At 73.0% G+C, this 16,211-nt stretch carries 9 protein-coding genes and 1 pseudogene; 7 read left to right on the top strand and 3 right to left on the bottom strand.

The features are described 5' to 3' along the window. The first annotated feature begins 186 nt into the window (after positions 1–186). Positions 187–2,040, top strand: coding sequence for an ABC transporter ATP-binding protein (locus ACZ52C_RS26550; protein ID WP_469077104.1), 1,854 nt, complete (start codon positions 187–189; stop codon positions 2,038–2,040). Continuing rightward, positions 2,037–3,965 carry an ATP-binding cassette domain-containing protein gene (locus tag ACZ52C_RS26545; RefSeq protein WP_469077103.1) on the top strand — a complete coding sequence of 643 codons (1,929 nt, stop codon included), beginning with the start codon at positions 2,037–2,039 and terminating at the stop codon, positions 3,963–3,965. Before ACZ52C_RS26550 ends, ACZ52C_RS26545 begins: the two co-directional genes overlap by 4 nt. Here ACZ52C_RS26545 and ACZ52C_RS26540 read toward each other — a convergent pair. After that, a pseudogene (locus ACZ52C_RS26540) lies at positions 3,888–4,361 on the bottom strand (LuxR C-terminal-related transcriptional regulator); the annotation flags it as partial. The gene ACZ52C_RS26545 and the pseudogene ACZ52C_RS26540 overlap by 78 nt on opposite strands. A gap of 327 nt (positions 4,362–4,688) precedes the next feature. Between ACZ52C_RS26540 and ACZ52C_RS26535 the strand changes: the two are divergent. Next, positions 4,689–6,833 (top strand): SpoIIE family protein phosphatase, encoded by a 2,145-nt coding sequence (locus ACZ52C_RS26535; RefSeq protein WP_469077102.1) that lies wholly within the window; start codon positions 4,689–4,691, stop codon positions 6,831–6,833. Positions 6,834–7,283: 450 nt separating this feature from the next. Here the strand turns inward: ACZ52C_RS26535 and ACZ52C_RS26530 are convergent, their stop codons facing one another. Continuing rightward, complete coding sequence (locus ACZ52C_RS26530; protein ID WP_469077101.1) at positions 7,284–8,747, bottom strand: S1 family peptidase; 1,464 nt, start codon at positions 8,745–8,747, stop codon at positions 7,284–7,286. A gap of 707 nt (positions 8,748–9,454) precedes the next feature. Between ACZ52C_RS26530 and ACZ52C_RS26525 the strand changes: the two genes are divergently transcribed. From ACZ52C_RS26525 to ACZ52C_RS26510, 4 genes are all read left to right on the top strand, one after another. Beyond that, on the top strand, positions 9,455–9,670 hold the full coding sequence (locus ACZ52C_RS26525) for a hypothetical protein (RefSeq protein WP_033528587.1): 216 nt from the start codon (positions 9,455–9,457) through the stop codon (positions 9,668–9,670). 118 nt (positions 9,671–9,788) lie between these two features. Then, positions 9,789–10,595 (top strand): hypothetical protein, encoded by an 807-nt coding sequence (locus ACZ52C_RS26520; protein WP_469077100.1) that lies wholly within the window; start codon positions 9,789–9,791, stop codon positions 10,593–10,595. Beyond that, entirely contained in the window at positions 10,592–12,829 is a 2,238-nt protein-coding gene (locus ACZ52C_RS26515) for an NHLP family bacteriocin export ABC transporter peptidase/permease/ATPase subunit (protein ID WP_469077099.1), read from the top strand. Before ACZ52C_RS26520 ends, ACZ52C_RS26515 begins: the two co-directional genes overlap by 4 nt. 1 nt (position 12,830) lies before the next feature. After that, complete coding sequence (locus tag ACZ52C_RS26510) at positions 12,831–15,677, top strand: NHLP bacteriocin export ABC transporter permease/ATPase subunit (protein ID WP_469077098.1); 2,847 nt, start codon at positions 12,831–12,833, stop codon at positions 15,675–15,677. A gap of 33 nt (positions 15,678–15,710) precedes the next feature. On the opposite strand, the gene ACZ52C_RS26505 is transcribed toward ACZ52C_RS26510, so the two are convergent. Continuing rightward, the gene (locus ACZ52C_RS26505; protein ID WP_469077097.1) at positions 15,711–16,205 is read right to left on the bottom strand and encodes a GNAT family N-acetyltransferase; all 495 of its coding nucleotides are present in this window, start codon (positions 16,203–16,205) and stop codon (positions 15,711–15,713) included. Positions 16,206–16,211 lie beyond the last annotated feature (6 nt).

Here is a 16,211-nt window from a genome sequence, read left to right as displayed (position 1 = left end):
GGGGAGGGGCCGTCCGGGGCCCATCCGTCATTCTTCCGGTCACTCATCGGCCATTCCCTCCGGTCAGTCATCGGGCCATCACTCCGGTCACTCCGGTCACTCATCGGGCCATCACTCCGGTCACTCCGGTCACTCATCGGGCCATCACTCCGGCCGTTCATCCGGTCGTCCCACGTCAGGACAGGTATGACGACCCTCACCGAAGGCGGTGCCCACGGCCCGGCGGCCGTGTCCGTCCCCCTGCTGCGCTCGATCGTCCGCCGCTCCGGCCCCCGTTGCGCGGCCCTGGCACTCGTGTCCGTGGCCTCGACGGGGGCGAGTCTGTTGCTGCCGGTCGCGCTGGGTCGGGCCCTTGACCTGCTGCTCGCCGGCGATCCGGACGGTTCGCGCCAGGTGCTGTGGTGCGCCGTGCTGGTCCTCGTGGCGGCCGTCCTCGACGCGGTCGAGACCGTGCTCGGCGGTACCACGAACGCCCGGGCCACCGCATGGCTGCGCCACGGTCTGGTCCGGCACGTCCTGGCCGTCGGGCCCCGGGCCGTCGCCCGGTTCGGCCCGGGGGACCTGGTGGCCCGGCTCGTGGGGAACGCGGCCCAGGCGGGAACGGCGCCCGCGACCGCCGCCGCGCTCCTCGCCGCGCTCGCCGGGCCCCTGGGCGCCGTGGTGGCCCTCACGGTGATCGACCCGCGACTCGGGGCGGCCTTCCTGATCGGCGCACCGCTGCTCGTCCTGCTGCTGCGCGCTCTCGCGCGGGACTCCTCCGACTGTGTGACGCGCTACCAGCGGGCCCAGGGCCGTATCGCGGGCGGCCTGGCGGAGGCCGTCGCCGGACACCGCACGATCGCCGCCGCCGGGACGGCCGAGCGCACCGTCGCACGTGTCCTGCGCCCCCTGCCCGAACTCTCCCGCGAGGGTCACCGCATGTGGCTCGTCCAGGGCCGCGCCGCCGCCCGGGCGGCCACCGTGGCCCCGCTCCTGCAGCTCGCGATCGTGGCCACCGCCGGGGTCCTGCTCACCCGACAGCAGCTCTCCGTGGGCGAGTTGCTGGCCGCGTCCCGCTACGCCGTCCTCGCCGCGGGCGTCGGCGTCCTGGTCGGGCAGCTCACGGGCCTGGTCCGCGCGCGGACGGCGGCCGAGCGGCTCGACGAGATACGGAGCGAGCCCGCGACCCGATACGGGGGGCGTGCGCTGCCGCCCGAGGGGACGGGGCGGCTGGAGCTGTGCTCCGTGACCGTCCGCCGGGGTGGGCGCGCCGTGCTGGACGGCGTCGATCTGGTGGTCCCGGCCGGCGCCACGGTCGCTGTGGTGGGCCGGTCGGGCGCGGGCAAGTCGCTGCTCGCGGCCGTGGCCGGGCGGCTGGTGGATCCGGACGAGGGGGAGGTCCGGCTCGACGGGGTGCCGTTGCCCGAGCTGGACCGCCGGGAGCTGCGGCGGGCGATCGTCCACGCCTTCGAACGCCCGGCCCTGCTGGGCGAGTCGGTGGAGGACACCATCGCCTTCGGCGTGGTCCGCCCCTCCCCCGCCCGGGTGCGGGAGGCTGCCCGCGCCGCGCACGCCGACGGTTTCGTCCGGCGCCTTCCCGAGGGTTACGCCACTCGATGCGCCGATGCGCCCCTGTCCGGTGGTGAGGCCCAACGCCTGGGCCTGGCGCGCGCGTTCGCCCGCGACAGTCGTCTGCTGGTGCTCGACGACGCCCTCTCCAGCCTCGACACCCTGACCGAGCACGACATCACCGACGCCCTCCTGCGTCCCGCCGCGGGCGGCAGCCGTCTGCTGGTCGCGCACCGCGTCACCACGGCCGCCCGCGCGGACACGGTGGTGTGGCTGGAGAAGGGGAGGGTGCGCGCGGTGGGACCGCATGCGGAGTTGTGGCGGACGGCGGAGTACCGGGAGCTGTTCGGGACGCGGGCGCCGAACAGCACGGACCGGACTGACCCGATGGACCGGACGGACCGGACGGACCGGACGGACCGGACGGACCGGACGGACGCCGTCCACGAGGGCGGCGTGCCCCGGGGCGCGCCCGGCGGAGGGGGCCGATGAAGGGCGGCGGCCTCTTCCATCGGGGCCTGCGCCATCTCCGGCGGCGGGCACGGGTCGTCGTGCGGCTGGCCCTGTGGTCCGTGGTGGAGACGGGGCAGACCTTCCTCATGGGGTACGCCCTCGCGCGGGCCCTCGACGACGGGTTCCTGGCGGGGCGGGCCGGGGTCGGGCTGGGGTGGCTCGGGGCCGCCGCGGCGGCCGTGCTGCTGGGAGCGCTGGGGACGTGGCGGGTGTACGGGTGCGTGGCGGGGCTCGTGGAACCGTTGCGGGACGGGCTGGTGCGCGGGGTCGTCGAGCGGGGGGTCCGGGAGGCGGACGGCGGGGCCCTGTCCGGGCTGACGCAGCAGGTGGAGATCGCCCGGGACACCTTCGCCGGACTCGTCATGGTGTCCCGCTCGTTCCTGTTCACGTCCGCCGGGGCGCTCGTCGGGCTCTTCTCCCTCGCCCCGCCGCTGCTGCTGGTCGTCGGCCCCCCGCTGGTCGTCGGTGTCGCCCTGTTCCTGGTGACGCTCAGGCCCCTGGCCCGCCGCCAGGAGAGCTTCCTCGTCGCCGACGAGGCGCTCGCCGACCGGCTCGGTGCCGTCTGCCCGGGGTTGCGGGACATCACGGCCGCCGGCGCGGAGGACTCCGTCGCCGCCGACGCCGGCCGGCGCGTGGACGCCGAGCTGCGGGCGGCGCGCTCCCTGGCCCGCTGGGGCGTGGCGCGGGTCGCCGCGCTCACCGTCGGTGGCCATCTGCCCGTCGTGCTGCTGCTGGTCGCCACCCCTCGGCTGCTGGACCGCGGAGTCACGCCGGGCGCCCTGATCGGCGCTCTCGCCTACGTCACCCAGTCCCTCCTCCCCGCCCTGCAGAACCTGGTGCACGGCCTGGGCACCAGCGGCTCCCGGCTCGCCGTGGTGCTCCGCAGACTGGCCCCGGCGCCCGCCCCGCCGCCGGCGCCGGACGACGCCGCACGGCCCTCGACGCACGGCGCACCCCCCTCGACGCACGCTCCTCCACCGACGGGCACCCCGTCGCCGGCGGACCCCCGCGACGCCCTCTCCCTCTCCTGTGTCACCTTCGCCTACGGCGCCTCCGCCGCCCCCGTCCTGGACGGACTCGACCTCCGCGTCCCTCACGGCACGCATCTCGCCGTCGTCGGTCCCAGCGGCGTCGGCAAGTCCACGCTCACCGGGATCGTCGCGGGTCTCCTGCGCCCCCGGCACGGCACCGTCCACTTGTGGGGGCAGCCGGTACCCGGCGCCACATCCCGCGCACACCGGGTGCTCATCCCGCAGGAGGCGTACGTCTTCGGGGGATCCCTCGCAGAAAACCTCGGCGAGCTGCGGCCGAAACCCGTGCCCGAGGACGAGTTGTGGGCCGCCGCGGAGGCCGTGGGCCTCACCGAGGTGATGATCCGGCTGGGCGGTCCGCCCGGAGAGGTCGACCCGGGCGCGCTGTCCGCCGGGGAGCGGCAGCTCGTCGCACTGGCGCGGGCGTACCTGTCGTACGCCTCGGTCGTGATCCTCGACGAGGCGACCTGCCATCTGGACGCGGAGGCCGAGGAACACGCGGAGCGGGCCTTCACCCGGCGGCCGGACACGACCCTCGTGGTCGTCGCGCACCGCGTCAGCTCGGCCCGCCGCGCTGACCGGGTGCTGGTCATGGACGGCCGGTCCGTGGCGTACGGGGACCACGACGGCCTCCTGGCCCGCTCACCGCTCTACCGGGACCTGGTCGGCGCATGGTCCCCGGCCCCTACCCCGGTCCGCTCCCCCGACGTCTCAGAGCCAGCCCTCCCCCTGCGAGATCCGGATCGCGTCGATCCTGTTGCGCGCCCCCGTCTTGCGGGTGATCGCGGCCATGTAGTTGCGCACGGTTCCGTGGGAGAGGTGCAGGCTGCCGGCGATCTCCGCGACGGAGGCTCCCTCGGCAGCCAGGGATAACACGCTCAACTCCCGCCGGGTCAGCGGCATCTCGGCGGCCTTGAGGAAGCCGAAGCCGAGGGAGTCGTCGATGAAACGTCTCCCCCGCGCGACCTCACGGATCGCGGACACCAGACGCTGTGGGGAGCCCTCCTTGTCCACGTAGCCGAGGGCGCCCGCCTCGGCCGCGCGCTTGAGGAGGCCGGGTCTGCCGGCGTTGGCGAGGACCACCAGGCCGGGGGTCGGGCCGCCCGTGCCGCGCAGATCGGCGAGCGGCGGGATGCCGACCGCGTCGGCGCAGTCCAGGTCCGCCGCGCAGACCTCGGGGCGCAGGGACCGCACCCGCCCCGGCGCGGCGCGCCAGGACGCGTCGAACACGGCCAGATCGGGTTCCCGGCGGAGCCACTCCGCCAGCACCGATCTGACCAGACACTCGTCGTGCACGAGAAGTACCCGGATCACGTTCGCCCCTCCGCCTGCCGGCCACCGATGTCCCTCCGCTCAGCGCGTGCCCATTGTTGGCGCCCCCGACCGCGCCCGGGCGCGAAGAACCAGCCATCGGGGTGCGTGGGGGCGCACTCGCGGCGCCCGTGCGCGATGCCGCGCATCAGTGCGGGGGCATGGCGTGGGCGAGAGGGGGTACGGCGGCGTGTCGTCGGGGCGGCGTTCGCCGTGCGCGGGCGGGCCCCAGGGAGGAGCCTTGACCCTGGGGCTGTCGCACGGTCGTGCGAGGAGGTGGTCGGCATGTCCGACGTCCACGCGTCCGGAGCGCGGACGACCGTCGAGACGGCCCGCGCCGGCCATCCGATGCTGTCGCTGGCGCTGGCCGCGATGATGGACGACGTCCAGGCCCACTCCGGCGCGGTGTACCTGCTGACGCCGGACGAGCCGGTGCTGGAGATGGCGGTCATGGCGGGGCTGCCGAGATCGTTCGCCGCGCCCTGGGAACGGGTCGGGCTGAACTCGCCGATCCCGGTCTCCGAGGCCGTGCGGGGGCGGCGGCTGGTGTGGGTCAACGGCGAGGAGCAGATGGCGCGCCGCTATCCCCGGATCGCCGTGGTCCTGCCCTACCCGTTCGCCCTGGCCGCGCTGCCGGTGGCGACCCGCGACACCGTCTACGGCGCGGTCTTCCTGACCTGGCCCGGCTCCCACCCGCCGGAGCTCAGCGAGCGCGAGCGGGACCAGCTGACCTCGGCCTGCGACCGGCTCGCGATGCGGCTCAGGCGCGCCGAGGAGGAGGGCCGGCCGGTGGTTCCGGAGCCGGACCTGTCGTCGCCGTCGACGACGGTCGCGGGGACGCTCGGCACGGTGGAGGCGGCGCGGATGGTGGCGCGGCTGCCGTACGGGATGTGCGCCCTCGATCTGCACGGGCGGATCTCCTTCGCCAACGCGGCCACGGCCGAACTGCTCGGCATCCCCGTAAGCGGTCTGCTGGGCACCCAGCTGTGGGTGTCCGTGCCGTGGCTCAACGATCCCGCGTACGAGGACCGCTACCGGGCGGCACTGATGAGCCAGCAGGTGACCTCGTTCGTGGCGCTGAGACCGCCGAGCGACTGGCTGTCCTTCCGGCTGTACCCGGGGAGCAACGGGCTGAGCGTCCGGATCTCCCGGGCCCGCGCGGTCGCCGAGGCCGAGCACGCGGCGCGGGAGGAGGACGACAAACCGGGCCGTCTGGTGACCATCCACCATGTGCTGGCGCTGGCGAGCGCGCTCACCGAGGCGGCCGGGGTGCAGGACGTGGTGGAGCTGGTCGCCGACGAGATCGCCCCGGCCCTCGGCAGCCAGGCCCTGGTGATGCTCGGCTCACGCGCGGGGCGCCTGCATGTGCTCGGGCACCGCGGCTACTCCGACCCGCACCTCGTGGAACGCTTCGACGGGATGCCGCTGACCGCGGCGATGCCCGGGGCGCACGCCCTGGCCACCGGGGTGCCCGCGTTCTTCGAGTCCCGCCAGCAGCTGGAGCACCTCTACCCGCTGCGGCAGGACACCCCGGACGGGCTGGGCGCCTGGGCGTACATCCCGCTGATCGCCTCGGGGCGGCCAGTGGGCACCTGGGTGCTCGGGTACGCGGAGCCGCATCCGTTCCCGGCCGACGAGCGCGCGGTGCTGACCAGCCTGAGCGGCCTCATCGCGCAGGCGCTGGAGCGGGCGCTGCTGTACGACGCCAAGCACCAGGTGGCGCACGGGTTGCAGAAGGCGCTGCTGCCACACTCGCTGCCCTCCATCCCGGGTATCGAGTCCGCCTCGCGCTATCTGCCCGCCACCCGTGGCATGGACATCGGCGGCGACTTCTTCGACCTGGTCCTCTCGCACGGGAGGGCCTCGGCCGTCATCGGCGACGTGCAGGGGCACAACGTGACGGCGGCGGGGCTGATGGGGCAGATCCGTACGGCCGTACGCGCGTACACGACCGTCGGGCAGACGCCGGAGGAGGTGATGAGCAGCACCAACCGGCTGCTGATCGACCTGGGTTCGGAACTGTTCGCCAGCTGTCTGTATCTGCGGCTGGACCCGGAGCACGGGACGGCCGTCATGGCGCGGGCCGGGCATCCGCCGCCGTTGCTGCGCCGGCCGGACGGGCACGTGCGGGTGCTGGACCTCGCGGGCGGCCCGCTGCTGGGCATCGACGCGGCGGCGACCTATCCGACGACGGAGGTGGCGCTGACGGAGGGGTCGGTGCTCGTCCTGTACACGGACGGGCTGATCGAGTCGCCGGGTGTCGACATCGAGGACGCGCTGGCGGATCTCGGGGAGCGGTTGTCGTCGGCCGGGGAGCGGCCGCTGGACGCGCTGGCCGACAGTCTGGTGAGGGAGACCGAGACGGCGGAGGAGCGGGCGGACGACGTGGCACTACTGCTGCTCCGGGCCACGGGGCGCTCCGCTGGGTGACGCCGCCTCGAAGAGAGCCACGCCCTTTCGATGCGACGCGAGCGGTCCGGCCCTCCCGCCGGAGGGCCGGACCGTGCCGTCTGTCGGCCGGAACCGCTGAGGTGGGGCCGGCGGACGGGTCGTGGGGCGCCGACCGGGGTCAGTGGCCGCTGATCCCCTGGCCGACGCCCACGCACTCGGTGGCGTTCGCCTACTGCCGGAGGCCCTCGTCGCCGACACCCTGCTCGTGCCGACCGGCTTCACCCTCGTCGCCCGGGTGACGCCGCCTCGAAGAGAGCCACGCCCTTTCGATGCGACGCGAGCGGTCCGGCCCTCCCGCCGGAGGGCCGGACCGTGCCGTCTGTCGGCCGGAACCGCTGAGGTGGGGCCGGCGGACGGGTCGTGGGGCGCCGACCGGGGTCAGTGGCCGCTGATCCCCTGGCCGACGCCCACGCACTCGGTGGCGTTCGCCTACTGCTGGAGGCCGTGGTCGCCGACACCCTGCTCGTCGGCACCCTGGTCACCCTGGTCACCGACGCCCTCGTCGCCGGCGCCCTGCTCGTGCTGGCCGGCGTCGCCCTCGTCGCCCGCACCGGCCACGGCACCGGCGTCACCGGCTCCGGCCGCCGCGGCGCCCTCTTCCTCGCCCGCGCCCGCGGCCGCGGCGCCCTCTTCCTCACCGGCGCCCGCAGCTGCGGCGCCCTCTTCACCGGCACCGGCCGCGGCACCGCCGTCGGCCTCCTCGCCGGCGCCCGCGGCGTCACCGGCACCGCCGGCGGCTTCCTCACCGGCGCCCGCGCCGGCGTCGCCGAGGGTGGCACCCGTGGCCGCGAGGGCCGTGGTGACCGGCTGGAAGAAGGTCTCGCCGCCGACCGTGCAGTCGCCGCTGCCGCCGGAGGTCAGGCCGATGGCCTGGCCGTCCTCGGTGAAGAGCGAGCCGCCGCTGTCGCCGGGCTCGGCGCAGACGTCGGTCTGGATGAGACCGGTGACCGTGCCCTCGGGGTAGTTCACCGTGGCTTCGAGGCCGGTGACCTGGCCGTCGGCGAGCCCGGTGGTGCTGCCCATGCGGAAGACCTGGAGGCCGACCGCCGCCTCGCCGGCCGCGGTGATGTCGACCGTCTGGCCGTTGCCGAGGTCGACCGTGCTGGCCGCCTGGGTCGCCGGGTCGTTGTAGTCGACCAGGGCGAAGTCGCCCGCGCCCGGGAACGTGGCGGTCGCCGCGTCGACGGTGCCGATCGGCGCGCCGCCCTCCTCCTCGGACCACTCGGCCTCGGCGACACCGCAGTGACCGGCGGTCAGGAAGGCCGGGGCACCCTCGGCGTTGACGACGTTGAAGCCGGCCGAACAGCGCGCGCCGCCGCCGAAGATGGCGTCGCCGCCCTCGAGGAAGGTCTTGAACGTGCCGGCGGACTTCTTGATGGTCGCCATGTCCGAGCCGAGCGACTTCACGGCCGACTCGATGGTGTCCCAGTTCTCGCCCGTGACGGTGGAGTCGGCGGTGACCTGGAGCTTGTTGGTGCGGGGGTCGATCGCCCAGGCGGTGCCCGGGACGGTGGCCTGCTCCTTCAGCGTGGCCGCGCCCTTCTGCAGCTCGGACCAGCTGTTCTCGACCTCACGGACCTCCGCGCCGGCCTCCTGGGCCTGGATGATCACGTTGTTGTCGTCGCCGTCGATCTCGAGGCCGTCGATGACGTTGATGATGAGGCGCTGCTCGCCCTTGTCGTAGTACGCGCCTGCGAACGCGTCACCGAGCAGGTCCTGCAGCTGGGAGGCGAGGTCCGGGGCGTCACTCGCGGCGAGCGTCTTCGGGGCGGCGCCCTTCGCGTCCGTCTGGGACGCCATCGCGTTCGGCAGGATGAGGGCTGCCGCGCCGAGCGCCGCCACGCCGCCTGCGGCTATGAACGCCTTGCGCTTGGTGGCTCGTTTGTGACTCAACTCTTGACCTCCTGGGGACGGGGTCCGTACCGCCGTCCGGCGGGTGAACTGGGGGCGCCTGGTTGCCAGTTGGTACGGATGGTTCCGATGGGGTGTTCAACGCCCCGCAAAAAGATTCCGGTCTTCCATTTCGCAAAGTGCGCTACGCCCGTCGTTCGCCTGGCATTTCACGACTTCCCGACCGTGCGCCCCCGTGGGGCCCTCGGGGGACCGGCCACCCGCACCCCTTCGGCACTCTCGGCCACCGCCCGGTAGCGGTCTGTCGACGCCGGTGATCGGGAAACCGGCTTCAGGGAATCTCCACACCGAATGCCCAGCGGGGTCACGGTCGGTGGGAGTTCTGCACAGGCCTCACGGGGGTGCCGCGCCTTTGCGGCGGGACTGTCCCATTCGTTTTCCGGGACGCAATGAAGCGCGTATGACGATGCCGCGATCCGTGTGAAGAGGTTGCCCCCAAGCCGTGCGCAAGCCTGCACCAATGAACCGTCTCGGTCACCAAGTTCGCTGGTGAGAGGCCTTGTTGATTGGAAGTGCTCCGTCGCGATCTGCTTTGATCCATCGCACCGCGGGGGCCGCCGAGCTCTCCGAGACGGGAGCAGCCGGCTCTCGAGGACGAGAAGTGGGCACCCACGTGCGCGGCCGTCGTTCTGTCCCCAGAAGGGGGCCGCTCCCCCCTTATGAATAGCTATACGAAGGGAAGTTCCATCATGAACTCCACCCCCCAGGTTGAGACCGCCGAGATCTCGGACGCCGCCCTCGACGCTGTCTCCGGTGGCCTCTCGGTCAACGCCGTCGGCACCGTCACCGGCCTGGTGGACGGCATCGCCCCGGTCTCCGGCCTGGTCAACACGGCCGTCGGCACCGTCGAGGGTGTGACCGGCCTGAACACCGCCCCGGTCACGAGCCTGGTCGCCGGTCTCTGATCGAGCCCTCACGCCGCTGAGTCCCGGAACCACCTGACAGGTTCCGGGACTCTCGGGGTGCCTGGGTCAAGTCCTCCCGTCTTCTGTCGTCTCCTGTCACGCAGGTGAGGGAAGTCCCGTGCAGTTCCGCCAACAGGCCCTCGCCAAGCTCCAGTCACCGGAGGAACTCGACCTCCCGGTGCGCTTCGCCCGCCCCCAGGGCTGGCTGGTGCTGTCCGTGACGGTGATCGCGATGGCCGCCGCCTCCGTGTGGGCCGTCACGGGTTCCGTCGCCTCCACGGTCGGCGCACCCGCCGTCCTCACCCATGGTCAGGGCAGTTACGTGCTCCAGAGCCCGGTCGCCGGGCAGGTCACCGCCGTCCTCGCGAAACAGGGCGAGCGGCTGCCCGCCAGGGCTCCCGTCCTGAAGGTCGCCACCGCCGACGGCGAGCAGGTCGTGCGCTCCGTCGCGGCCGGCCGGGTCTCCGCGCTCGCCGCCACCATCGGCCAGATCATCCAGACCGGTGCGAACGTCGCGGCCGTCGAGAAGGTCGCCGACGCCGACGACCCGCTCTACGCGACGGTGTACGTCCCCGCCGAGAACGCGGCCTCGATCCCGAAGGACGCCGAGGTGGACCTGACCGTGCAGTCGGCGCCCACCCAGCGGTACGGCGTGCTGCGCGGCCATGTGAAGAAGGTGGACCGCACCGCGCAGACCCCGCAGTCCATCGGCGCGTTCCTCGGTGACACCCAGCTGGGCGAGCAGTTCACCAAGAAGGGCCGGCCGGTGGCCGTCACCGTGCGGCTGGACCGTTCGTCGTCGACCGAGTCGGGCTACAGGTGGTCCTCGCAGGACGGGCCGCCGTTCGAGCTGACCTCCATGACCATGGCCACGGCGTCGATCCGGCTGGCCGACGAGCGCCCGATCGATTGGCTCCTTCCGTGACCGCCTCCGAGGACACCGCCCGGCCGGCCGCGCGCGGCAGACGCAAGGCGGCACCGCCGAAGCGCCCGGTGCCCAAGGGCAGGCAGCGGACGGTCCGCACACCGACCGTCCTCCAGATGGAGGCCGTGGAGTGCGGCGCCGCGTCCCTCGCCATGGTCCTCGGCCACTACGGGCGGCACGTCCCGCTGGAGGAACTGCGCATCGCCTGCGGTGTCTCCCGGGACGGCTCGCGCGCCAGCAACCTGCTGAAGGCGGCCCGGAGTTACGGCCTGACCGCCAAGGGCATGCAGATGGACGTGGCCGCCCTCGCCGAGGTGAAGGCACCGGCCGTGCTGTTCTGGGAGTTCAACCACTACGTCGTCTACGACGGCATGGGCCGCCGCTTCGGCCGGCGCGGCGTCCACATCAACGACCCCGGCAAGGGCCGCCGGTTCGTGCCCATGGAGGACTTCGACTCCAGCTTCACCGGAGTCGTCCTCGTCATGGAACCGGGCGACGACTTCGAGAGGGGCGGACGCAGGCCCGGTGTGCTCGGCGCCATGCCCGCCCGGATGCGCGGCACCTCCGGCACCCTGCCCGCCGCCGTCCTCGCCAGCCTGCTGCTGGTGGCGGTCGGTGCTGCCGTCCCCGCGCTCAGCCGCACCTACATCGACATGTTCCTGATCGGCGGTCAGACCTCCCTGCTGGGTGTGCTGTTCGCGTCGATGGGCGCGTGCGTGCTGCTGACGGTCCTGCTGACCTGGCTGCAACAGGCCAACCTGCTGCGGGGCCGGCTGATCTCCTCCACTCTCTCCAGCGCCCGCTTCCTGCGGCACCTCCTGCGGCTGCCGGTCACCTTCTTCTCCCAGCGCAGCCCCGCCGACCTCGTCCAGCGGCTCCAGTCCAACGACGCGGTCGCCGAGACCCTGGCCCGGGATCTCGCGGCGGCCGGTGTGGACGCGGTCGTGGTCGTCCTCTACGCCGTGCTCCTCTACACGTACGACCCGCAGCTCACCTTCGTCGGCATCGCGGTGGCCCTGCTGAACGTGGTGGCGATGCGGGTGGTGATCCGGCTGCGCGCGACCCGTACGGCGAAACTGCGCGCGGACAACGCGCGGCTCACCAACACGGCGTACACCGGGCTCCAGCTGATCGAGACGATGAAGGCGACCGGCGGCGAGGAGGGCTACTTCCGCAAGTGGGCCGGGCAGCACGCCACCACGCTGGAGGAGCAGCAGCGGCTCGGGGTGCCGAGCGCCTGGCTGGGGGTCGTCGCCCCGACCCTCGCCACGGTCAACAGCGCGCTCATCCTGTGGATCGGCGGTATGCGGGCGGTCGAGGGCCATATATCCGTGGGTCTGCTGGTCGCGTTCCAGGCGCTGGTCACCCGGTTCACCGCGCCCCTCACCCGGCTCAACGGGGTGGCGGGCCGGATCCAGGACTTCGCGGCCGACGTGGCCCGGCTGAAGGACGTGGAGAACTTCCGGGCGGACCCGTTGTACGCCCGTCCGGACGCGGCCGAGTCCACCCGCCGGCTAAACGGTCACGTCGAGCTGGAGAACATCACCTTCGGCTACAGCCCCCTCGACAAGCCCCTGCTCACCGGCTTCGACCTCACCGTGGGCCCGGGCCGGCAGGTGGCGCTGGTCGGCGGCTCCGGCAGCGGCAAGTCGACGGTGTCCAGGCTGATCTCGGGCCTGTACACCCCGTGGGAGGGCGTGATCCGCATCGACGGCCGGCGCCTGGAGGACATCCCCAGGGGGGCTCTGGCCGCCTCCGTCTCCTTCGTCGACCAGGAGGTGTTCCTCTTCGAGGGCACCGTCCGCGACAACGTGGCCCTGTGGGACCCCTCGATCCCGGACGAGGCCGTGGTCGAGGCGCTGCGGGACGCGGCCCTGTACGACGTGGTCACGCGGCGCCCGGGCGGCATCCACAGCAGGGTCGAGCAGGACGGCCGCAACTTCTCCGGCGGGCAGCGGCAACGCCTGGAGATCGCACGGGCGTTGGTCCGCAGGCCCAGCGTCCTCGTCCTCGACGAGGTGACCAGCGCGCTCGACGCGGAGACCGAGCTGACCGTCATGGACAACCTGCGCAAGCGCGGCTGCGCCTGTGTGGTGATCGCCCACCGGCTCTCCACGGTCCGCGACAGCGACGAGATCGTCGTCCTGCAACACGGCACGATCGTGGAGCGCGGCCGGCACGAGGAACTGGTGGCGCGCGGCGGCGCGTACGCCCAGCTGGTCAGGGAGCGATGAGATGACTGCCGTGCACGACGGGCAGAGCGGTCAGGGCGGCTACGAGGGAGACCTCGTCCTCGGTGCGCTCGGCGCGATGGGCACCCCCCTCGACTGCTCCGGCCACACCCGGCTGGACCTCGAAGGCCCGCAGACGCTGTGGCTGGTGGCCTCCGGCGCCCTGGACCTGTTCGCGGTCGACGCCGGCCAGCAGGGCCACTGGCACCATCTGGGCCGCCTCGAAGCGGGTGCGCTGTTGCTCGGCCCGGTCGCCGGGCCGCAGCACACGCTGGTGGCCCGCCCGCTGCGCGACTGCGTGGTCCGGCGCATCGGGCTGCGGGAGCTGTACCAGCAGGCGGGCACCGAGACCTGGTCGTACGACGAGTGGGGCAACCCGCAGCTCGTGCCCCCGCAGACGAGTCCCCTCGAATACGCCCTCGCCCTGGGGGTGGGCCGGGGCCTGTCCATCCTCTTCCAGGCGCCGATGGCCACCGAGCAGGCCGCCGCGCCCACCGACGACGACGTGTTCTGGATGCAGGTGCCGCCCGGCAGTGTCCAGTACGGCTCGCTGTACGGCGCTCAGGCGGCGGCCGATCTGCTGATGGACCCGGGGGTCTGGCAGAGCATGGTCGACCAGCAGTACCGGCTGCTGGCCACACTGGACCGCTGGATCGAGCAGCTGGAGCGCAGCCACGAGGACCGGACGGCCGCCGGGATCAAGGCCGGTGAGGCGGTGCGCGCCCAGGCCGACCGCACGCTGCTCGCCTCCATCGGCAAGTCGTCCGCGAACCGGCGTACGACGGCGGCCGACGCGGACGCCACGTACGCGGCCTGCGGGCTCGTCGCCCGGGCGGCGGGGATCTCGCTCTCCGAGCCGGCGCAGAGCGGAACCGAGAGCGACCGGCTCGACCCGGTGGAGCGCATCGCGCTCGCCTCCCGGGTCCGTGTCCGCGCCGTACGCCTCACCGGGAGCTGGTGGCGGGAGAACGTCGGCCCGCTGGTCGGGCACCGGGCGCTGTCGGGTGCGCCGGTGGCACTGCTGTGGCGGCGCGGCGGCTATGTGGCCGTCCAGCCGTCGTCCGGCCGGGAGACCCCGATCGAGAAGGCGAACGCGGCCGAGTTCGAGCCGCGTGCCGTGATGTTCTACCGCCCGCTGCCCGAACGGGTGCCGAGCCCGCTGCGCCTGATGCGGTTCAGTCTCCACGGGACGAGCGGTGACATGACGGGCCTGCTGCTCAGCGGGCTGGTCACGGTCGTGCTCGGCTCGCTCGTGCCCGTCGCGACGGGCCGGATCCTCGGCGAGTACGTGCCGAGGGCCCAGGAGGACCTGATCGTGCGGGTCTGTCTGGCGATCATGCTGGCGAGTGTGGTGTCGGCGGCGTTCCTGCTGCTGCAGAACCTGACGATCCTGCGTCTGGAGGGCCGTATCGAGGCCACGCTGCAACCGGCGGTCTGGGACCGTCTGCTGCGGCTCCCGACGAAGTTCTTCACCTCGCGGTCCACGGGTGAACTGGCCAGTGCCGCCATGGGCATCAGCGCGATCCGCCGCACGCTGGCCGGTGTCGGCCCGGTGGTCGCCCAGTCGGTGACCGTCGGCGCGGTGAACCTCGCCCTGCTGCTCTGGTACAGCGTCCCGATGGCCCTGGCGGCGATCGCCATGCTGGTCGTGGTGGCGGCGGTGTTCCTGGGCCTCGGTCTGTGGCAGGTCCGCTGGCAGCGCCGGCTGGTGGTGCTGGGCAACAAGCTGAACAACCAGGCCTTCCAGACCTTGCGGGGGCTGCCGAAGCTCCGGGTGGCGGCCGCCGAGAACTACGCCTACGCGGCCTGGGCGGGCGAGTTCGCGCGCAGCCGGGAGCTCCAGCAGAAGGTCGGTGGCATCAAGAACCTCAACACGGTGCTGGGCGCGGTGTATCTCCCGCTGTGCACCCTGCTGATGTTCATGCTGCTGGCGGGGCCGGCCCGCGGTTCGATGTCGGCGGCCGAGTTCCTGACCTTCAACACCTCGGTGACGATGCTGCTGACGTCGGTCACCCAACTGACGGGGGCGTTCGTGTCGGCGGTGGCGGTGCTGCCGCTGTTCGAGGAGATCAAGCCGGTGCTGGAGGCGACGCCGGAGGTCCGCACGGCGAGCACCCGGCCGGGCGTGCTGTCCGGCGCGCTGGAGGCCCGCCGTCTCTCCTTCCGCTACGCCGACGACGGACCGCTGGTGCTGGACGACGTGTCCTTCGCCGTCGCGCCCGGGGAGTTCGTGGCGATCGTCGGCCCGAGCGGCTGCGGGAAGTCGACGCTGCTGCGTCTGCTCATCGGGTTCGACAGGCCGGTCTCCGGGAGCGTCCTGTACGACGGTCAGGACCTCGGCGCCCTGGACCAGGCCGCCGTACGCCGCCAGTGCGGGGTCGTGCTCCAGCACGCCCAGCCGTTCACCGGCTCGATCCTGGACGTCATCTGCGGCACCGAGCCGTTCACTCCGGAGGAGGCGATGGCGGCGGCCGCGATGGCGGGCCTGGCGGAGGACATCCAGCGCATGCCGATGGGTCTGCACACCATCGTCCAGGGCAACGGCGCGATCTCCGGCGGGCAGCGGCAACGCCTGATGATCGCGCAGGCGTTGATCCGCCGGCCGCGGATCCTCTTCTTCGACGAGGCCACGAGCGCCCTGGACAACGAGACCCAGCGCACGGTCATCGAGAGCACACGGGCCCTGAACGCCACGCGGATCGTGATCGCCCACCGCCTGTCCACGGTGATGGACGCGGACCGGGTCGTGGTGATGGAGGACGGCAAGGTGGCGGAGGTCGGAGCACCGGGCGAGCTGCTGGCGAACCCCACCGGGCGCCTGCACGAGCTGGTCCGCCGTCAGATGGCATAGCCGGTTCCCCTCCCCCACCGGCCTCATGGCCGGTCAGAGCGACAGATCGCGCTCGTACCAGGTGCCCGCCGCACCACTGAGGTGTTCCGGGCCGGCCGGACCGACGGGGACGAACCCCGCCTTGGTCAGCACCTTCCGGGAGGCGGCGTTGTGGTGGGCCACGGCCGCCCGCAGGGTGCGCAGGCCGTACCGGTCCGCCGCCGACCGGCACAGTTCCCGGACGGTCGCGGTCGCCACGCCGTGACCGGCGACATGCTGGGCCACCCGATAGCCGAGGTGCGCGGAGTGGTCCTCGATGTCGACCAGGTTGAACCTGCCGAGCACCGAGCCGTCCTCGGCGAGGAGCACGTGGAAGGCGCAGACACCGCTCTCCTGCTCGGCCAGCAGGGCGGCGTACCGGTCGGGGAACTCGTCGAAGAACGCGTCGCCGCGGTCGGGGATCGAGGCGGCGAAGTAGGCACGGTTCGCCAGTTCGAAGTCCAGGACCGCCGCGGCATGTTCGGCACACAGTCGTCGCAACTCGGGCATCGGGCG

It is taken from the genome of Streptomyces sp. NPDC034049, from assembly GCF_055575575.1.
Note: the sequence above shows the minus strand (reverse complement) of the source record. Positions and strands in the feature narration are given on the sequence as shown.

Bases quoted from the DNA above. Each gene is read 5' to 3' on its own strand.
- ACZ52C_RS26550 (WP_469077104.1), top strand. From the start codon at position 187: ATGACGACCCTCACCGAAGGCGGTGCCCACGGCCCGGCGGCCGTGTCC.
- ACZ52C_RS26545 (WP_469077103.1), top strand. From the start codon at position 2,037: ATGAAGGGCGGCGGCCTCTTCCATCGGGGCCTGCGCCATCTCCGGCGG.
- ACZ52C_RS26535 (WP_469077102.1), top strand. From the start codon at position 4,689: ATGTCCGACGTCCACGCGTCCGGAGCGCGGACGACCGTCGAGACGGCC.
- ACZ52C_RS26525 (WP_033528587.1), top strand. From the start codon at position 9,455: ATGAACTCCACCCCCCAGGTTGAGACCGCCGAGATCTCGGACGCCGCC.
- ACZ52C_RS26510 (WP_469077098.1), top strand. From the start codon at position 12,831: ATGACTGCCGTGCACGACGGGCAGAGCGGTCAGGGCGGCTACGAGGGA.
- ACZ52C_RS26505 (WP_469077097.1), bottom strand. From the start codon at position 16,205: ATGCCCGAGTTGCGACGACTGTGTGCCGAACATGCCGCGGCGGTCCTG.